Genomic DNA, 16,663 nt, shown 5'->3' with positions numbered 1-16,663 from the left:
CTTTCTGTCTACCCCTATTGGACAAACCCCTCGTCTGCCAGCTGCTTTTCTTTATCTAATGCAGCGGCTACCGCCAGCTCGTCACAGCGGTTATTATACGGGTTTTCTGCATGCCCCTTGACCCAGTGAAAGGTAACTGTATGCTGCTGCAGCAAAGCATCCAGCCGCTTCCACAGATCCACATTTTTGACCTTTTCTTTCTTTTTAGCATCCCGAAACCAATTTCTCTTCTTCCAGTTTTCCAGCCATCCCTGCCGAAATGCATTCACTAGATATTGAGAATCCGAATAAAGGGTAACCTGACAGGGTCGTTTTAGCGCTTCCAGCGCTGCGATCGCCGCCAGAATCTCCATGCGATTGTTGGTCGTCAGCTGATAGCCTCTGCTGAGCTCTTTTTGATACAAATTTCCATCCGGCCCCTGATACCGCAAAATACTGCCGTACCCCCCAGGCCCTGGATTGCCTCTGCATGCGCCATCTGTATAAATTGTTACCTGCATCATACCTTTTTGTAATTTCCTAATATCTTCCACGAATGACAATGCTCTCTCACGCCCTTCAGGGCCGCAATGACTCTTTCATCTTCTAAATTTCCTTCGATATCCACAAAAAAGCCGTATTCCCAGACCCGTCCCTTCATTGGTCTGGATTCAATTCGCTGCAAATTCAGATTCTGTTTTGAAAATTCTTCAAGCGCCCCAAACAAGCTGCCCGGCTTATGCTCCAGCGTGAAATACAGACTAATCTTATCTGCATCGGCTCCTGATTCCATATTGGTGCCAATCACAACAAATCTGGTAAAATTCTGATCGTGGTCCTGAATCCCCTCTTGCAGCACCTGCAGCCCATACAGCTTCGCACTGCTCCTTCCGGCAATACATGCCTGATGCGCCTTTTGTTCTCTTGCCACCTTTTCCGCGCTGATGGCCGTATTATAATACGGAATCAGCTGCCAATCCGGAAACTGACTCAAAAATTCAGCAGACTGTGCAAACCCCTGCGGATGCGAATATACTTCGCGGATTTCCTCTATTTGACTGCCTTCAATCCCCAGAAGATTCTGCTGAATTGGCAGTGTACATTCCTTCACAATATAAAAATCATACTGTCCCAGCAGATCATATACATCATTGATGATCCCCGTCAGCGAATTTTCCACCGGCAATACGCCATAGCGAATCTCCCGTTTTTCCAGAGCCTGAAAAATCTCTTCACAGCTCTGATAGGCCGCGGCCGGCATCTCTTCTCCAAACATTTGCACAAAGGCCTCATGCGTAAAAGAACCCGGCACACCAAAATACCCTGCCTTGCTCGGCCGATCAATCCATTTTAGCTGCGCCTTTTTGCTCAGATCCATCAAGGTCTGATAAAACACGCGCGTCGCTTCTAAAAAATCAGCATCCCGATTCGGAAAATCCTTCAGCCGTGTTTCCAGCACCTGCTCCTCACGCGCCCTGTCAAAAATCGGCATCTCATGTGCCTGCTTATAGATCGCCACCTCTTTTGCCAGCTGCATTCTCTGATCAAACAGCTGACTCAGCTGTGCATCTACCTGGTTAATATCCTGTCTGACCTCTTTTAATTCACGCACGAGGCTCACTTCCTTTCCATGCGTCGTATAATGCGATTTGAGCTACTGCCTCCAAAACCGGAATTGCCCGCAGTACGATACAAGGGTCATGCCTTCCCACAATCGCATTCTCCTCCTCTTGCATCGTCCGTATATTGACCGAACGCTGCTTTTGTCCAATCGAAGGCGTGGGTTTAAGCACTGTCTGAAATAATAAAGGCATTCCCGTGGAAATCCCGCCTAAAACTCCGCCATTATGATTGGATGCTGTCTGCACCCGGCCTTCGCGCAGGCAAAAAGCGTCATTCGCCTCCGATCCCCGCATAGCGGCAAAGGAGGTGCCGGCTCCAAAGGAAACGCCCTTTACTGCCGGAACCGAAAAAAGAAGCTGGGCCAGACGGCTTTCCAACGAATCAAAGAAGGGATCTCCCCATCCGGCTGGAATCCCCGTTACAGCCGTTTCTACCATACCGCCTATACTGTCTGCCTGCTCTCTGGCCTTTTCGATCAGCTGCGTCACCCTCTGAGGGTCCTGACAGGGAATCCGGCTGCTTTCCATTTCTTTTAAAAGCACCGCTTCCGGACTTTGCCATTTTTCTTCCCGATACTCTCCAAGCTGAATAATATGACTCCCCGTCTGTATATCAAACTTTTGCTTTAAGGCCTGAGCACAGATACTGCCTGCCAACACTAGGGGCGCGGTAATCCGGCCGGAAAAATGACCGCCTCCGCGAAAATCTGCAAATCCGTTATACTTAATCAGCGCTGTAAAATCTGCATGCGAGGGTCTAAGCCAATCCTTGGTTTTTGTATAATCCTTGGAATGTGTATTCGTATTGCGGATGATGCCGCAAATAGGACTGCCGCAGGTTACATGATCAACAATCCCGCTTAAAAATTCTACCTCATCGGCTTCCTTTCTTGGCGTAGCAAGTGCGCCGCCCGGCGCTCTGCGCGCCATCTGCATCTGCAGCTGCTCCTGATCAATCCGTACTCCCGGCATAATCCCGTCAAGTACCATCCCGATCCCGTTTCCATGCGATTCTCCAAAAATGGATAACCGAATTTCATTTCCCCATGTATTACTCATTGTCTTATTTTCTCCAAATCTTCCCAAAACGTAGGCCAGGATTTTCTTACGCTGCCGGCTCCTTGAATCTGTACAGCCGTTTGACAACCCAGCGCGGCAATCGCGGCAGACATGGCGATCCGGTGATCATTCCAGCTTTCCACAGATCCTCCCTGCAGCGGCCCCCCCTGAATCAAAAGCCCTGCTGCTGCTTCTTCCACATGGGCCCCTAAACGATTTAATTCTTTCGTAATCGCCGCCAGACGATCCGATTCCTTTAGGCGCAGTCTTGCCGCCCCCGTAATATGCATGGTCCCTTCTGTATAGCTCCCCAGCACTGCCAATATGGGAACAATGTCTGGGCACTGGCTTACATCAAAGCTCAGGTTGCCTTTTAACTGCGTCCGATACACCCTAAGACCCTCTTTTTCCCATCGATACTGGCCGCCGACGGCCTGCAGTGCTTCCAGAAAGGCAAGATCGCCCTGCGCTGTATCTGATCGCAAATCCGAAATTAAAAGCCCTTCCTGTTCTGCTGCAATGGCTGCTGCACAGATGAAAAATGCAGCCTGGGATGCATCTGCTTCTACTCTGTAATCGGTCGCTTGGTACTGCTGGCCTCCTTTGATCCTAAAACACTGATGAGAGGGCTCCTGAATCTCTATACCAAACTGTTTCAAAACATTCAGTGTTAAATTGACATAAGGTCTCGATTCCAGATGCCCTTGGACATGGAGCTCTGAATCCCCTTCTAAAAGCGGCAGTGCCATCAGTAGGCCCGTCACAAATTGGGAGCTGATGCCTCCGTCAATATAGAACTCGCCTGCCCGAAGGCGCCCAGTTACCGTTAACGGCAGCGCTCCGTTTTCTTGCGTCTCATAAGGTAACTGCTGTTTATCAAACAGATCATAATATACATTCATAGGCCTCTGCCCTAATTTGCCATGCCCGACATAATGAGCCGGTATGCCAAGCGCTGCTAAAATCGGCACAACAAACCGCAGCGTAGAACCGGATTCATGACAGTCAATTTGCTGCACGGCTGTTGTATCTAAAATAGCCCTGCCCATTCCTTCAATACAGATGCTCTCTGCGCTTCTTTCAATACGCGCTCCTAAGCAGGCGGCAACAGCCAGTGTTGCTTCGATATCCTCTGAGAAGGAAACATGATCAATGGTTGACTTTCCTTTTGCCAGTGCAGCAGCTAAAATCGCTCGATGACACAAACTTTTAGAGGCCGGGATGGATGCTGTTCCTCTTACCGTCCCCGGTATTATCTTAACCACGTCCTCCATCGTAACGATCTCCCTTCGTTTTCCATGTGATTTTCCGCTCAGAGGCTTCTTTAAGAAACTGGTCCATTTGTTTCTCGTCCCGTTTCTTCAGCAGATCTATAAAAACAGATAACTGCTCCTGATATCTCTCGAGCTCCGGCAGCAGCTCCTTGCTGTTATAGCAGAACAGCTGCGTCCAAAGCTCTGTATTGATCTCGGCCACACGCGTTGCATCCCGAAAGCTTCCGCCGGTATAGGAAACCACATCTTCATCCCCATTCCAGCTGCGGATCAGCGCCGCGGCCATGACATGCGGCAGCTGACTTGTGTATGCAATAATGCGATCATGCTCCTGCGGCGCAATCTCTCTGATTCTGCCGCATCCTACCGCCACTGCCATACGCCGGATTAGCTGCAGGGTCTCCGGTCTATTTTGCGCCGTTGGCGTAATAATGAAGCTGGCTCCTAAAAATAGTTCACTATCTCCATTTTCGTAACCGCTTTTTTCTTTTCCGGCCATGGGATGTGTGCCTACATACTCAACACCTTTCGGCAGACGTCTTTGCGCTTCTTCTACAAAGGCTCCCTTTAGCCCGCAGATATCCATGATAATCGTATCCTTTTGAAAGCAGCTGCTATATGTGTCGATAAAGTCAAGGATACCGTCAGGATATAAAGCCAGCACAATAAAACGGCTATTAGAAAGAAGCGCTCGTACCTTTTCTTCTTCTTCTCCTAATACCGCGCCCGCCTGCAGAACCTGATCAGCCATTGCGCGCTGAATCGGCTCCCGCTTTATGTCAAGGCCTGCTACCCACAAATTTGTCGTCTCTTTCAGTGCTTTTATCAAGGATGTACCCATCAGTCCCAGGCCCACCATGACCATCTCATTTTTATGCATGCTTTTATCCTATACCATCCGTAATCAGCTGACTTAGGCTTTGAATCCGATATCCGCCGATACCATTTTCTATTTCATTTTCAGGATCAAATAAACATCCGGCTATGCCTGCATTTTGCGCCGCCTGCATATCGATGATCCGATCCCCTATCATCAGTGCCTGCTCTGGCTTAATTTGATATCGGTCAATCAAATACATAAGCGCATCCGGCGCCGGCTTGGCCGGAAACCCATCTGCTGCTGTGATAAGCCCCGTAAAATAATTTGCAAGGCCAAACTTTTCCAGATAACACCCTGTTTCATTGCCTCGGTGTGTGTATACAAAATGTCGGCTGCCGCCGTGAAACAACTGGCTTAAAACAGTTTTTGTTTCAGGAAAGGGTGCAAACGGTTCTTCCGGCATATTTTTCTCTAAATCACGATAGCGCTCTATCACGCTCTCCGGCAGCTGGTAGCGCGCTTGATAATAGCGCCAGGCAACCCCCACTGAACACTTCATTTTTTGCCGTATTTCCTGCTGAGATACGGATATTTCTTTTCCCTGCTCGGCGCCATATTCTTGCACGGCCTTGCAAAAGGCCAAACTCATTCTTTTGTATGATTCAAACAAAGTACCGTCAAAATCCCAGATATAGCTTTCATATTTTTCCATAACTTTATTATATCTTGCAGATGTTCAGATTGCAAGCATTATTCATCGGTTGAACTTTTTCTTAAATCTGCTATAATAACTCTATTCACATTATAAAAATACAAGGAGTGTTTCATATGAAGATTTTGGCGCTCGCCGATCAGGAATCCAAATTCTTATGGGATTATTTTGATAAAGACTATGTGCGGGATATTGACCTGATTTTATCCTGCGGCGATCTTAAAGCCTCCTATCTCAGCTTCATGGCAACCATGTGCAAAGCTCCTGTACTATATGTTCCGGGCAATCATGACACCCGCTATCCGGCTGCGCCGCCCGAAGGCTGCACCTGCGTGGACGACCGCATTTTTTGTTATCAGGGGCTGCGCATCTTAGGACTTGGCGGCAGCATCTGCTACAACAACGGCATCTATCAATATACAGAGGCTCAAATGAAACGGCGCGTTTCCAAATTGCGTTTCCAGCTCATGAAAAATAAGGGATTTGATTTACTTCTTACTCATTCTCCTGCCGCTGGCTGCGGCGACGGAGAAGATCAGGCTCACTGCGGCTTCCATACTTTTTCTAATCTCATGCACAAATATAAGCCCGCTTATATGGTGCATGGTCATATGCATGCCAATTATTCCTCCAAATTCCAGCGCCGCCGTATGTTTGAAAATACAACCGTGATCAATGCATATGAAAAATACATATTTGAGATTTAACAGATGAATATTTACGGTGCATTATACTCTGGAATTACTCTGGAGTTGCTCTACTGATTTTCAGCCGCTGATGGAAATAGATGATAGATGGTTTTGCTTATGCTAGGGCCGGTGATGTATGACTTAGTCTGCGCCAGGGCTAAGTGATAGATGATTTTATTTGCGTCAGGGCCAGTGATGTATGACTTGGTTTGCGCCGTGCCTGGCGTAAATCTCCCAGATAGCGTAAAATTTTCTGCTATTTTGCTGTCTTCCGCCATGTGTGGCTGAAAGGACTCAGCCACACATGGACAGTAACTGAATCTATGGCTGAGTTTTTTCAGCCATAGATTGCCTCTTCAGCCAGAGTTGGTATAAAAGGTTCAGCTAAGTCGTCTATTTCCGCCCTTGGCGGTGGAAATACAAATATAACATGCCACAGAAAAGGGTTGCCTGCGTAGTACGGAAGGAACGATCAGATCAGGAGAAGGCCAAGCGCTACCAGCTCAGCACACATTCATTTTTTCTGCTTCCAATATCCAAGCTGAGGCAGCTGCGCCTCAAAAAAGGTGCGCGCCTGCTCTGGCGGCCAATTTTCATTTGACATATGCCCTACCAAAAAATTTGTTAGTTCCTCAAGGCTTGTATAAACAAATTTTCCATCCGTATAACACCATTTACAATACTCTTCATTAAATGTGCCATCTTTTTCTTTGCTTATAGATGCATCCTCCAGCGGCATACCGCAGCATTGACAAATCAGCTTGCGCGGAGAGCCTAGAAGTGTGTTGATCGAAACATTAAAAAGCTTGGATAAACATTTTAAGGTTTCTGTATTCGGTATTGTGTCGCCATTTTCCCAGCGGGATACTGCTTGCCGCGTCACATAAACTCTTTCGGCAAGCTCTTCCTGAGATAACCCATTTTTTGTTCTAAGTTCCAATATAACATCCTTCGTTTTCATAACCACTTATCACCTCACAAATAGTATATTTATACTATACTGGCTATATTAAGAAAAATCAAGCAACTCGCTGTTGCTCTCATATAGCATCCTAGAATGACTGATAAAATTTTGCGCCTGACCTGGTACATAAAAACAAAATGATGGGGATTTGATGGGGATTTTAAAATTTCGCTAGAAAAAATAACAAAAAACAAAATCTCTGAAACCGCTTAAATAAAGGGTTTCAGAGATTATTTTTCAGAGCGCGAAACGAGATTCGAACTCGCGACCCTCGCCTTGGCAAGGCGATGCTCTACCACTGAGCCATTCGCGCATAGTAGCGGAGAAGAGACTTGAACTCCTGACACCGCGGGTATGAACCGCGTGCTCTAGCCAGCTGAGCTACTCCGCCATGAAATTCGAGTCTAACCTTCTAAGAATGGGCCTTCAGGGACTCGAACCCGGGACCATCCGGTTATGAGCCGGACGCTCTAACCAACTGAGCTAAAGGCCCATAAATGACCCCGCCGGGAATCGAACCCGGGTTTTCGCCGTGAGAGGGCGACGTCTTAGCCGCTTGACCACGGGGCCATTTGCTCTGCAACTGTTGTTGACCGAAGCGAGTATTAGTATATCAAATCATTTTATCTTTGTCAATAGTTTTTTTCAAATTTTTAAATCAACCTTTCAAATTCCCACCGAAAGGCCCTTTTACGCAAAATCAAAGGGCGTGCCTTTTGCGCACGCCCCTATAATCCGCTTTTAAATTAACCGAAGTATCTCTTAAGCAGTCCTTCGAAAGCTTTTCCGTGTCTTGCCTCATCACGTGCCATTTCATGAACGGTATCATGAATTGCATCCAGATTAGCAGCCTTCGCTCTCTTTGCTAAATCAAACTTACCAGCTGTAGCACCATTCTCAGCCTCTACCCGCATCTGCAAGTTTTTCTTAGTGCTATCTGTCACAACCTCTCCCAGCAGCTCTGCAAATTTAGCAGCATGCTCAGCCTCTTCATAAGCGGCCTTTTCCCAATACAAGCCGATCTCAGGATATCCTTCACGATGCGCTACACGAGCCATCGCCAAATACATGCCTACTTCTGTGCACTCGCCGGTAAAATTGGCTCTCAGATCTGCCATGATGTCTTCACTTGCCCCCTGGGCAACACCCACAACATGCTCAGCAGCCCAAGCCATTTCTCCCTTTTGCTCAGTAAACTTGCTAGCCGGTGCATTGCACTGAGGGCATTTTTCCGGAGCAGCATCGCCTTCATAAATATAACCACATACATTACATACAAATTTAGCCATTGTTCATATCCTCTTTTCCTGTAAGTCAGTTAGTTCTTATTAGGATTTAATCCTAACTGCTGAATGTAGCATATCATTTTTGACCTCCAATGTCAACTCCTTTTTTAAAATTTATTGGCTTATTTTTCCAAGTATGCTATACTACGCATAGCAGAACATTACATTTAGGAGGAACCTATGAAGTATTTATCCATTCCCGGCACATCCCTGCACGCTTCTAATATCATTATGGGCTGTATGCGTATCTCCAGTCTTTCAGTTTCTGAACTGGAAAGCCTTATTAAAACAAACTTAGAGCTTGGCATCAACTTTTTTGATCATGCCGATATTTACGGCAAGGGCCACTGCGAAACCCTATTTGGTCAGGCAGTGGATCTGCATTCTTCCCTACGAGACTCCATGATCATCCAAACAAAATGCGGAATTCGCCCCGGTTTTTTTGATTTTTCTAAAGAACATATTATCAACAGTGTCAATCAGAGCCTTCAGCGTTTAAATACAGATTATCTGGATGTTCTACTGCTGCACCGTCCTGATACGCTGATGGAGCCCTCTGAAGTCGCAGAAGCTTTCACGTATCTGCACCAATCCGGCAAAGTACGCTTTTTTGGTGTTTCCAATCAAAATTCTTTGCAGCTTGAACTCCTTCAGCAATACTGTCCGTTTAAGCTATGCTTTAATCAGCTTCAGTTTGGTTTAGGCCATACCCCTCTTGTGGATGCTGGTCTCGCTGCCAACATGACAATTGATCAAAGCACGCAGCGCACAGGCGAATTTCTTGAATATGCACGTCTGCATGAGATCACCATTCAGGCTTGGTCTCCCTATCAATACGGTTATTTTGAAGGTCTCATTTTCAATAACCATCAAAAATACGAAAAGCTTAACACACTCATCCAGCAGCTGGCCGATCAATATCAGGTTTCCAACACCGCCATTGCAACTGCTTGGATTACAAGGCATCCCGCTAACATTCAGGTCATCGCCGGTTCTACCAAGCCGAGCCGCATGAAGGATGTCGCCGCCGGCTCCTCGCTGCCTCTTACTCGGGAAGAATGGTACCGCTTATACACTGCTGCCGGCAATATGCTGCCTTGATAAAACTAAAAAATGTCCTTCGGAATCAAATTTCCGAAGGACATTTTTATTATAGCTCCTTTAATGCTTTTTGCAGCATCGCAATTGCCTGCTCCGTTTTCTCTTCAGAGAGTCCGGCAAATCCCATGACCAGCACCGTTTCCTCATAAGCAGCCTGATAGCAATACTCTGATAGACCATGCAGCAAAAGCCCGTTTCGTTTTGCCCGTTCAATCAACGCTTGCTCTGCAACACCCGGCAGATGAAAAAGAAAATGCAGCCCTGCCTCTTCTCCGCTCACATATCCGTTCGGAATCTTCTTTAGCGCTTCCTTCAAATCCTGCAAACGCTTTTTATAAAGATTCGTAGAGCGTCGCAAATGCCGCCCATACATTCCCTGCCGGATGAATCGTTCCAGCGCATGCTGCTCAAATCTGGAAATTGTCGATGCCTGACTGCCAAACCGATCGCGAAACACCTTAAGAAGCGGCTTCGGCAGCACTAGATAGGCGGCTCTGATCGAGGGCGCTATGCTCCTGCTGAATGTTCCTATATAGATCACTCTTCCATTTGGGTCCATCCCCTGCATAGCCGGGATCGGACGCGAACGATACCGAAACTCGCTGTCATAATCATCCTCTATGATATATCCATCGCATCGATTTGCCCATTCCAGCAGCTCACTGCGCCGCCGTGCCGGCATCATGATTCCCATTGGAAATTGATGCGAGGGCGTTACATAGGCCAGCCTGGCTCCAGACGCATAGAGCGGCTCCATTTGCATCCCCTGCTCATCCAGCACAATGGGCACCGCCCTTTTCCCCTGATCCCTTGCCAAGCGATAGAATGTCCGATATCCCGGATCTTCAATCGCAACTCGGCTCTCGTCAGAAAAAAGCTTCAAAACCAAATCCAGCAGATATTCCATCCCTGCCCCTACTACAATCTGATCCGGCGTACACTTGACTCCCCGATATTCCTGCAGAAAATGCTGTAGCGTTTCCCGAAAAACCAGATCTCCCTGCGCCTCTCCTTTTTCCAGCAGCTCCGGACTCTGATAAATAACCTCTTTGTAAATCTTAGCCCAAGATGCATAAGGAAAAATCTCAGTATCCACCGCTCCTGTCGAAAACGTGAGCAGTTCCGGCCCTGCCGGAAAACGCTCATTTTTTATGCTTTCCATCTGCAGAGCTCCAAGACGTTTGAGCGGAAGGATCGGCAAAACTCGATAGCCTACTCGCGGAATGGCCTCGATATATCCCTCGGCGCATAAAAGACCATATGCTGTTTCGACGGTGCTGTGGCTCACCTCAAGCTGCTGACAGAGAAATCGTTTGGAGGGCAGCTTTTCATTGGCGGTTAGAAGGCCGTTTTGAATCTGCTCTACAATGGCTCTGTAAAGCTGTTCATATAAGGGAATTTTGATATCCTCACGTAAGGTGATGGTCAAATTCAGCACTATTTATATTGCTTTTCCAAAGAAAAGCCCCTCCCGCGCACTTCATTGACCTGATTGACAATCATAAATGCTGTTTCATCTAATTCATTTACGATTTTTTGCAGCTGATTTAATTCACGCTTGGATACCACAGAGAGCACCACATAGCTTTCCTTTTTGGTATAGCCAGTTTCTGCTTCTAGAAGCGTACTTCCTCGGTTGAGCTGTTTTAAAATTGCCGCATTGATCTCCTGATATCTCTCGCTGATGATTTTCACCTGCATTTGTTTTTCTCCCATCAGGAGCACTTTATCAAGTACAACGGTATAGATGAAAACTAACAGAATGCCATATAGTACATTTTCTCTGTCAGAAAATAAAATCTGCGTAAGCAGTACGGCAAAATCAAAGAAATAAAGTCCGACCGAAACCGGTATTTTTAACTTTTTATTTAATATCAGCGGAGGAATATCCATTCCGCCCGTAGAGGCACCTACTTTAATTACCATACCCAGCCCCAGACCAATCATCAAGCCTGCCATAATCACTGCTAAGAGCGGATCATCTGTCATCTTTCCGGTTCCGGCCAGCACAGTTTCAAATACGGATAATAAGAGGGGATATAAAACCGTACTGAGCAAAGTAGAAAGCGCAAAATTAGCTCCCAGAAAGAAAAATCCCAGCACGAACATGGTGATATTAAAAACGGCTACGAAAGCCGAAATTGAAATACCAAATTGATGATGCACAAATAATCCCAAGCCCGTTGTCCCGCCTGTGATCAAGCCATTAGGCAAAATAAAGAAAATGACGCCAAGCGCATAAATGATATTTCCCAATGCAATAAAAAAAAGGCTTTTGAAATTAAAAAAATCTTTAAAATTTACTTTTTCCAAACTCACTTTCAAGCTCCCCATTCCTTCATGAATGAAATGAAAAAGGAATCATTAAATAATGATTCCTTTTTGAAAACTGCTTAGTCTTCTTCGACTTGGATAACCTGTCTTTTATTATATGTCCCACATTCTTTACAAATGCGATGAGGCATAATTAATGCGCCACACTTGCTGCATTTTGCTAAACTGGGAACAGATAACTTCCAATTAGCTCTTCTCTTATCGCGACGAGCCTTAGAAGTTTTGTTCTTCGGTCCAATAGCACCCATTGGTTACACCTCCTATTATTATGATCCTTGGGCTTAGTGCCCGTCTATTCAGAAAATAGACCTTTCAACGCTTCCCAACGGGGATCACCGCTCTCATCTTCACAATCACACTGGCCCTCGTTTAGGTCCTGCCCACAAATTGGACACAGCCCTTTGCACTCTTCTTTACACAACACCTTCATAGGAACACCAAGCTGCACCTCATGAAGAATTGTCTCATCCAAATCAATACGATCATTCTCAATAGGAAGAATATCCCACTCCTCCTGATCAGACGCATCGGAAGCTTGGTCTTTCGCAAAACGCTGCTCTATGACGATATGAAGTGGTACCGTCACCGGCTTCATACAACGGTCACATGCCATCGCAATCTGAGTATCTACCGTTCCAGAAAACTCTAAAACAGCTCCGCCAACATTAGAAATCTGTCCTTGAATCCTCCATGGCTCCAAACACTTGATTTCCTCGCCGGCCGCCGCAATACTCTCTTGCTTCCATACAGCATCCACCGGAATCTGCAGGCTGGGATCTAGTAACAGGTTCCGCACCTGAAACGATAACATAGCCCACCCTCCTTTTCGTCACTTTGCCTATTATACACGTCCATAAGGCCTTTGTCAACTATTGGCAGCTAAAAATTTAATGATTTAACAGCCTACAATTTCCTTTGTCTCTCTGGCAATAGCCAGCTCTTCATTGGTCGGAATCAGAAGAACCTTTACTTTAGAATTGGGAGTAGACATAACGATACGTTCGCCCCTTACCTTTTTCGCTTCTTCATCCAGCTCTACGCCTAGATATCCTAAATATTCACAAATGCCGGCTCTGGCTTCCCAATCGTTTTCGCCAATGCCTGCTGTAAATACAATCGCATCTACACCATTCATAGCCGCTGCATAAGCCCCGATATATTTCGCCACACGATATCTTGTCGCTTCCACTGCTACCTGAGCCAAATGATTGCCTTCTTTAGCAGCTTGCGTAATATCCCGGTTATCACTTGATAAGCCATTCGTCATTCCTAGGAAACCGGATTTTTTATTTAAAATCGTAAGCATCTCATTCACATCAATGCCTTCTTTGTTGCAGATAAACTGTACGACTGCCGGATCCAAATCGCCGCTTCTGGTTCCCATGATCAGACCTTCCAGCGGTGTAAGTCCCATGCTAGTATCTACGCATTTTCCGCCGATCGAGGCTGAAACGCTTGATCCATTTCCCAGATGACATACAATCACTTTTCCCTTTTCAGGATCCAATCCCGCAAACTTAAGTGCTTCTCCTGATACAAACTTATGACTCGTTCCATGGAAGCCATAACGGCGGATCCCGTATTTCTCATAATATTCATGCGGAATAGCATAGGTGTAGGCTTTTTCGGGCATAGACATACCAAAGGCCGTATCAAATACAGCTACATTGGGTTTGCCCGGCATTGCTGCTTCACACGCTTCGATACCGATCAAATTAGCCGGATTATGCAGCGGTCCCAAATCAAAGCATTCCCGGATAACCCGCTTTACATCCTCGTCCACAACAATAGAATCACTATAGATCGTTCCGCCATGCAGTACGCGATGACCAATTGCTGAAATCTCGTCTACGCTTTTGATAACACCGTATTCCGGATGCTGCAGAGCGCTCAGTACCTTCTCCACGGCAACCTGATGATCTTTCATTTCGCTCTCTTCCTCATATACCGCCTTTCCGGTGGGCTTATGAGTCAATTTGGAGCCTTCAATCCCGATGCGCTCGCACAATCCTTTCGCCAGTACACTTTCATTTTCCATATCAATGAGCTGATACTTCAAGGATGAGCTTCCGCAATTAATGACTAATACCTTTGCCATTTCTTCTATCTCCTCTTATGCTTATTGATTCTGCGCCTGTACGGCTGTAATGGCTACTACGCCTACAATATCCTCTGCAGAGCATCCGCGAGAAAGATCATTGATCGGTGCTGCAATCCCTTGAGTAATAGGACCATATGCCTCAGCCTTTGCCAGACGCTGTACCAGCTTATATCCAATATTGCCTGCATCCAGATCAGGAAATACCAGTACGTTTGCATGTCCAGCCACCTCGCTATCGGGTGCCTTGGAAGAGCCTACGCTTTCAACAATAGCAGCATCCAGCTGCATTTCTCCGTCAAGCTTCAAATCCGGATTCTGCTCTTTGGCAATCCGAGTCGCTTCTACAACCTTATCCACATCTGCATGCTTAGCGCTGCCCTTAGTTGAATGAGAAAGCATCGCCACTTTGGGCTCTTCCTGCACAAGCATTTTGAAGGATTCTGCAGAAGAAGCTCCAATTGCAGCAAGCTCCTCCGGATTCGGATTCTGCACCAATCCGCAATCGCTGAACACAAAAATTCCATTAGCTCCCAGCTCGCAGTTGGGAACAACCATAATAAAGAAGGAGGAAACCAGCTTGGTTCCCGGTGCTGTCTTAATAATCTGCAGAGAGGGCTTTAATGTATTGGCTGTCGAATGGCAGGCGCCGGAAACTACACCGTCTGCATCGCCTGCTTTTACCATCATACAGGCAAAATACATATATTCATGCAGCAAAAGATCACGTGCCATCTCTTCTGTCATTCCTTTTGCTTTTCTAAGCTCCACCAGCATATCAATATATTGCTGCGTCTTTTCATAAGTAGCCGGATCAATAATGGTAGCGCCTGCAATATCCAGTCCCTTGCTGTTGGCCTCTACCTCTTCTGAATTTCCGATAATAACCAGATTGGCAATTCCTTCTTTTAAAACAACGGCAGCAGCCTCAAAAGTACGCCGATCCATTGACTCCGGAAGCACAATCGTTTTTTTGTCTGCTTTAGCTCTCGCTTTCACATTTTCTAAAAATGTACTCATGGACACTTGTCCCCCTTCTATTGATAGAATCACTTATTACTCCATACGGTTTCCATGTTCCGTAAACTAGAACTATTATAAGACAATTGCAGGTTGTTTGCAAGTTCTAATTGACTTTTTTTATGAAAGCCTTCATAATAAAAACTAGTGTTTTGAGCAATCATTCGGGAGGTTTCTATGAAAGAAGAAATTTATACAATTCCTGTTATGGATGGATTTAAAGAGGATTGCGAATGTCCTTTTTGCGCCATGAAGCGCACCTTGGAAGATAATACGATTGGCTATGTGCTAAGCCCTTCGTATATGGAAGAGGATGTGCGCGGCGAAACCAATGATAAAGGATTTTGTCCGCAACATATGCAAAGACTATATACAGAAGGAAATGCACTGGGTCTGGCACTCATGCTGCACTCTCATATGAAAGCGCAGCATGAAACCATTGATCATCTTTTAAAAGAATCAGCTTCTCCTAAAAAGCGGTTTGGTAAAAAAACAGCGGAAGCTTCTCCTTTATGGCAGCATTATGAGCATTTGCTGCATAGCTGCTACGTATGTGAACGGGTAGAAGAAGTATTTAATCGATATATCACTGCCTTCTTTATGCTCTGGAAACGGGATGCCGAATTTCGCGAGATCGTAAAAAGCTGTAAAGGATTTTGTTTTCAGCATTTTATACAGCTTTATGAGCTTTCTGCTCAGCATCTGAAGGGCGATCATCTTCTCGAATTTCGTCAGCTGATCTCCTCCCTTCAGACAGAAAACTTAAAACGGGTGGAAGACGATTTGGAATGGTTCACGTTAAAATTTGACTACCGCTATAAAGAACAGCCCTGGAAAAATGCTAAAGACGCGCTTCCTCGCAGCATTTTAAAAATCAATAGCCAATGGGCTGACAAATCTGCCAAAAAGTAAATCTTTCTGATTTTTTCTTCTTCAGCGCTCACAGAGGCCGCGCCATTTTATGTTGCAGCTTCTCGAGCGCCTTTTTTTCTATGCGGGAAACATAGCTTCTGCTAATTCCCATTCTTTTTGCAACCTGTCGCTGCGTTTCTTCTTGCCGCCCATTCAGCCCATATCGAAGGCACAGCACATACCTTTCTCTTTCTGTCAATTCTGATTCCATGACCTTTTGAAGCTCTTTTTTATCTAATGCCAAATCCACCTGATCCGTTACGCATCCCTCTTCATATACCAGTACATCGTCCCATGAAATCGTATTGCCTTCTTTGTCCTGCCCTATCGGCTCCTGCAACGAAATGTCCTGCTTTTTCTTTTTATCTGAGCGCAGCAGCATCAATATCTCATTTTCTATACATCTGGCAAGATATGTGCTAAGCTTTGCTTTTTTTTCTAAATCATATGTGTCAATCCCTTTGATGAGCCCAATGGCACCGACCGAAATTAAGTCGTCAGATTCCCAGCTGGTAACGGTTGACGTATATTTTCTGGCCACATGCGCCACTAAACGCATATTCCGTTCAATCAATTCTTCTCTTGCCGCCATATCTCCTTCTCCCAGACGTCTTAATGCCTCCTGTTCTTCTTTAAGTGACATTGGCTTAGCAAATGAACCGCCTCCAGCTTCATATCGGGCATGAAAAAGTACCTGTAACAAAAGAGTAAACCACATAATGCTGCTCCTGATTGATCTTTTAACAGCTTATGAGATTTACTCCTTTAAAATGCTCTATTTTATTTTTAGTCT

At 45.8% G+C, this 16,663-nt stretch carries 18 protein-coding genes and 4 tRNA genes; 3 read left to right on the top strand and 19 right to left on the bottom strand.

The window, feature by feature from the left end; all coding sequences use genetic code 11:
* Positions 1–14: 14 nt before the first annotated feature.
* Genes rnhA through HFE64_08170 form a run of 6 tightly spaced genes read right to left on the bottom strand, consistent with a single transcriptional unit; the run spans position 15 to position 5,466 of the window.
* A complete protein-coding gene (rnhA, locus tag HFE64_08195; GenBank protein MCI8633437.1) occupies positions 15–500 on the bottom strand; it encodes a ribonuclease HI in 486 nt (161 codons plus the stop codon).
* Positions 500–1,591 (bottom strand): prephenate dehydratase, encoded by a 1,092-nt coding sequence (gene pheA, locus HFE64_08190; protein ID MCI8633436.1) that lies wholly within the window; start codon positions 1,589–1,591, stop codon positions 500–502. Before pheA ends, rnhA begins: the two co-directional genes overlap by 1 nt.
* Positions 1,584–2,660, bottom strand: a complete 1,077-nt coding sequence (gene aroC, locus HFE64_08185; GenBank protein ID MCI8633435.1) for a chorismate synthase — start codon at positions 2,658–2,660, stop codon at positions 1,584–1,586. Before aroC ends, pheA begins: the two co-directional genes overlap by 8 nt.
* A complete protein-coding gene (gene aroA / locus HFE64_08180; GenBank protein ID MCI8633434.1) occupies positions 2,657–3,934 on the bottom strand; it encodes a 3-phosphoshikimate 1-carboxyvinyltransferase in 1,278 nt (425 codons plus the stop codon). The genes aroC and aroA overlap by 4 nt, the downstream gene beginning before the upstream one ends.
* On the bottom strand, positions 3,918–4,814 hold the full coding sequence (locus tag HFE64_08175) for a prephenate dehydrogenase/arogenate dehydrogenase family protein (protein MCI8633433.1): 897 nt from the start codon (positions 4,812–4,814) through the stop codon (positions 3,918–3,920). The genes aroA and HFE64_08175 overlap by 17 nt, the downstream gene beginning before the upstream one ends.
* 4 nt (positions 4,815–4,818) lie before the next feature.
* Entirely contained in the window at positions 4,819–5,466 is a 648-nt protein-coding gene (locus tag HFE64_08170) for an HAD-IA family hydrolase (protein ID MCI8633432.1), read from the bottom strand.
* A 116-nt stretch (positions 5,467–5,582) separates the two neighbouring features.
* Here HFE64_08170 and HFE64_08165 point away from each other — a divergent pair, with 116 nt between their 5' ends.
* Complete coding sequence (locus tag HFE64_08165) at positions 5,583–6,173, top strand: metallophosphoesterase (protein MCI8633431.1); 591 nt, start codon at positions 5,583–5,585, stop codon at positions 6,171–6,173.
* A 496-nt stretch (positions 6,174–6,669) separates the two neighbouring features.
* Here the strand turns inward: HFE64_08165 and HFE64_08160 are convergent, their stop codons facing one another.
* From HFE64_08160 to HFE64_08135, 6 genes are all read right to left on the bottom strand, one after another.
* Positions 6,670–7,116, bottom strand: a complete 447-nt coding sequence (locus HFE64_08160; GenBank protein MCI8633430.1) for a helix-turn-helix domain-containing protein — start codon at positions 7,114–7,116, stop codon at positions 6,670–6,672.
* 244 nt (positions 7,117–7,360) lie between these two features.
* Positions 7,361–7,432, bottom strand: a tRNA-Gly gene (locus tag HFE64_08155).
* A gap of 4 nt (positions 7,433–7,436) precedes the next feature.
* Positions 7,437–7,510, bottom strand: a tRNA-Met gene (locus tag HFE64_08150).
* 28 nt (positions 7,511–7,538) lie between these two features.
* Positions 7,539–7,612: transfer RNA gene (locus HFE64_08145), tRNA-Ile, on the bottom strand.
* Between the two features lie 5 nt (positions 7,613–7,617).
* Positions 7,618–7,689 (bottom strand) — tRNA-Glu (locus tag HFE64_08140).
* A 176-nt stretch (positions 7,690–7,865) separates the two neighbouring features.
* Positions 7,866–8,408, bottom strand: a complete 543-nt coding sequence (locus HFE64_08135; protein MCI8633429.1) for an NADH peroxidase — start codon at positions 8,406–8,408, stop codon at positions 7,866–7,868.
* A 177-nt stretch (positions 8,409–8,585) separates the two neighbouring features.
* Between HFE64_08135 and HFE64_08130 the strand changes: the two genes are divergently transcribed.
* Positions 8,586–9,506 (top strand): aldo/keto reductase family oxidoreductase, encoded by a 921-nt coding sequence (locus HFE64_08130; protein MCI8633428.1) that lies wholly within the window; start codon positions 8,586–8,588, stop codon positions 9,504–9,506.
* A 49-nt stretch (positions 9,507–9,555) separates the two neighbouring features.
* On the opposite strand, the gene HFE64_08125 is transcribed toward HFE64_08130, so the two are convergent.
* From HFE64_08125 to pta, 6 genes are all read right to left on the bottom strand, one after another.
* Complete coding sequence (locus HFE64_08125; protein MCI8633427.1) at positions 9,556–10,944, bottom strand: PLP-dependent aminotransferase family protein; 1,389 nt, start codon at positions 10,942–10,944, stop codon at positions 9,556–9,558.
* Positions 10,944–11,840 (bottom strand): YitT family protein, encoded by an 897-nt coding sequence (locus HFE64_08120; GenBank protein MCI8633426.1) that lies wholly within the window; start codon positions 11,838–11,840, stop codon positions 10,944–10,946. Before HFE64_08120 ends, HFE64_08125 begins: the two co-directional genes overlap by 1 nt.
* A 59-nt stretch (positions 11,841–11,899) precedes the next feature.
* Positions 11,900–12,088: a 50S ribosomal protein L32 gene (rpmF, locus tag HFE64_08115; GenBank protein ID MCI8633425.1), complete on the bottom strand. Its 189-nt coding sequence runs from the start codon at positions 12,086–12,088 to the stop codon at positions 11,900–11,902.
* Between the two features lie 44 nt (positions 12,089–12,132).
* Positions 12,133–12,651 (bottom strand): DUF177 domain-containing protein, encoded by a 519-nt coding sequence (locus tag HFE64_08110; protein ID MCI8633424.1) that lies wholly within the window; start codon positions 12,649–12,651, stop codon positions 12,133–12,135.
* 84 nt (positions 12,652–12,735) lie between these two features.
* On the bottom strand, positions 12,736–13,938 hold the full coding sequence (locus HFE64_08105; protein ID MCI8633423.1) for an acetate kinase: 1,203 nt from the start codon (positions 13,936–13,938) through the stop codon (positions 12,736–12,738).
* Positions 13,939–13,959: 21 nt separating this feature from the next.
* Positions 13,960–14,958: a phosphate acetyltransferase gene (pta, locus tag HFE64_08100; GenBank protein ID MCI8633422.1), complete on the bottom strand. Its 999-nt coding sequence runs from the start codon at positions 14,956–14,958 to the stop codon at positions 13,960–13,962.
* A gap of 177 nt (positions 14,959–15,135) precedes the next feature.
* On the opposite strand from pta, the gene HFE64_08095 reads away from it, so the two are divergent.
* Complete coding sequence (locus HFE64_08095; GenBank protein MCI8633421.1) at positions 15,136–15,870, top strand: hypothetical protein; 735 nt, start codon at positions 15,136–15,138, stop codon at positions 15,868–15,870.
* 28 nt (positions 15,871–15,898) lie between these two features.
* Here HFE64_08095 and sigK read toward each other — a convergent pair whose 3' ends face one another.
* Entirely contained in the window at positions 15,899–16,588 is a 690-nt protein-coding gene (gene sigK / locus HFE64_08090; protein ID MCI8633420.1) for an RNA polymerase sporulation sigma factor SigK, read from the bottom strand.
* Between the last annotated feature and the right edge of the window lie 75 nt (positions 16,589–16,663).

This window comes from Lachnospiraceae bacterium, assembly GCA_022794035.1.
Classification (GTDB): domain Bacteria; phylum Bacillota; class Clostridia; order Lachnospirales; family Bianqueaceae; genus CALWPV01.
This window is presented reverse-complemented; position numbering and strand designations above follow the sequence as displayed.

Bases quoted from the DNA above. Each gene is read 5' to 3' on its own strand.
- rnhA (MCI8633437.1), bottom strand. From the start codon at position 500: ATGCAGGTAACAATTTATACAGATGGCGCATGCAGAGGCAATCCAGGG.
- aroC (MCI8633435.1), bottom strand. From the start codon at position 2,660: ATGAGTAATACATGGGGAAATGAAATTCGGTTATCCATTTTTGGAGAA.
- aroA (MCI8633434.1), bottom strand. From the start codon at position 3,934: ATGGAGGACGTGGTTAAGATAATACCGGGGACGGTAAGAGGAACAGCA.
- HFE64_08175 (MCI8633433.1), bottom strand. From the start codon at position 4,814: ATGCATAAAAATGAGATGGTCATGGTGGGCCTGGGACTGATGGGTACA.
- HFE64_08170 (MCI8633432.1), bottom strand. From the start codon at position 5,466: ATGGAAAAATATGAAAGCTATATCTGGGATTTTGACGGTACTTTGTTT.
- HFE64_08165 (MCI8633431.1), top strand. From the start codon at position 5,583: ATGAAGATTTTGGCGCTCGCCGATCAGGAATCCAAATTCTTATGGGAT.
- HFE64_08160 (MCI8633430.1), bottom strand. From the start codon at position 7,116: ATGAAAACGAAGGATGTTATATTGGAACTTAGAACAAAAAATGGGTTA.
- HFE64_08135 (MCI8633429.1), bottom strand. From the start codon at position 8,408: ATGGCTAAATTTGTATGTAATGTATGTGGTTATATTTATGAAGGCGAT.
- HFE64_08130 (MCI8633428.1), top strand. From the start codon at position 8,586: ATGAAGTATTTATCCATTCCCGGCACATCCCTGCACGCTTCTAATATC.
- HFE64_08120 (MCI8633426.1), bottom strand. From the start codon at position 11,840: ATGGGGAGCTTGAAAGTGAGTTTGGAAAAAGTAAATTTTAAAGATTTT.
- rpmF (MCI8633425.1), bottom strand. From the start codon at position 12,088: ATGGGTGCTATTGGACCGAAGAACAAAACTTCTAAGGCTCGTCGCGAT.
- HFE64_08110 (MCI8633424.1), bottom strand. From the start codon at position 12,651: ATGTTATCGTTTCAGGTGCGGAACCTGTTACTAGATCCCAGCCTGCAG.
- HFE64_08105 (MCI8633423.1), bottom strand. From the start codon at position 13,938: ATGGCAAAGGTATTAGTCATTAATTGCGGAAGCTCATCCTTGAAGTAT.
- pta (MCI8633422.1), bottom strand. From the start codon at position 14,958: ATGAGTACATTTTTAGAAAATGTGAAAGCGAGAGCTAAAGCAGACAAA.
- HFE64_08095 (MCI8633421.1), top strand. From the start codon at position 15,136: ATGAAAGAAGAAATTTATACAATTCCTGTTATGGATGGATTTAAAGAG.
- sigK (MCI8633420.1), bottom strand. From the start codon at position 16,588: ATGTGGTTTACTCTTTTGTTACAGGTACTTTTTCATGCCCGATATGAA.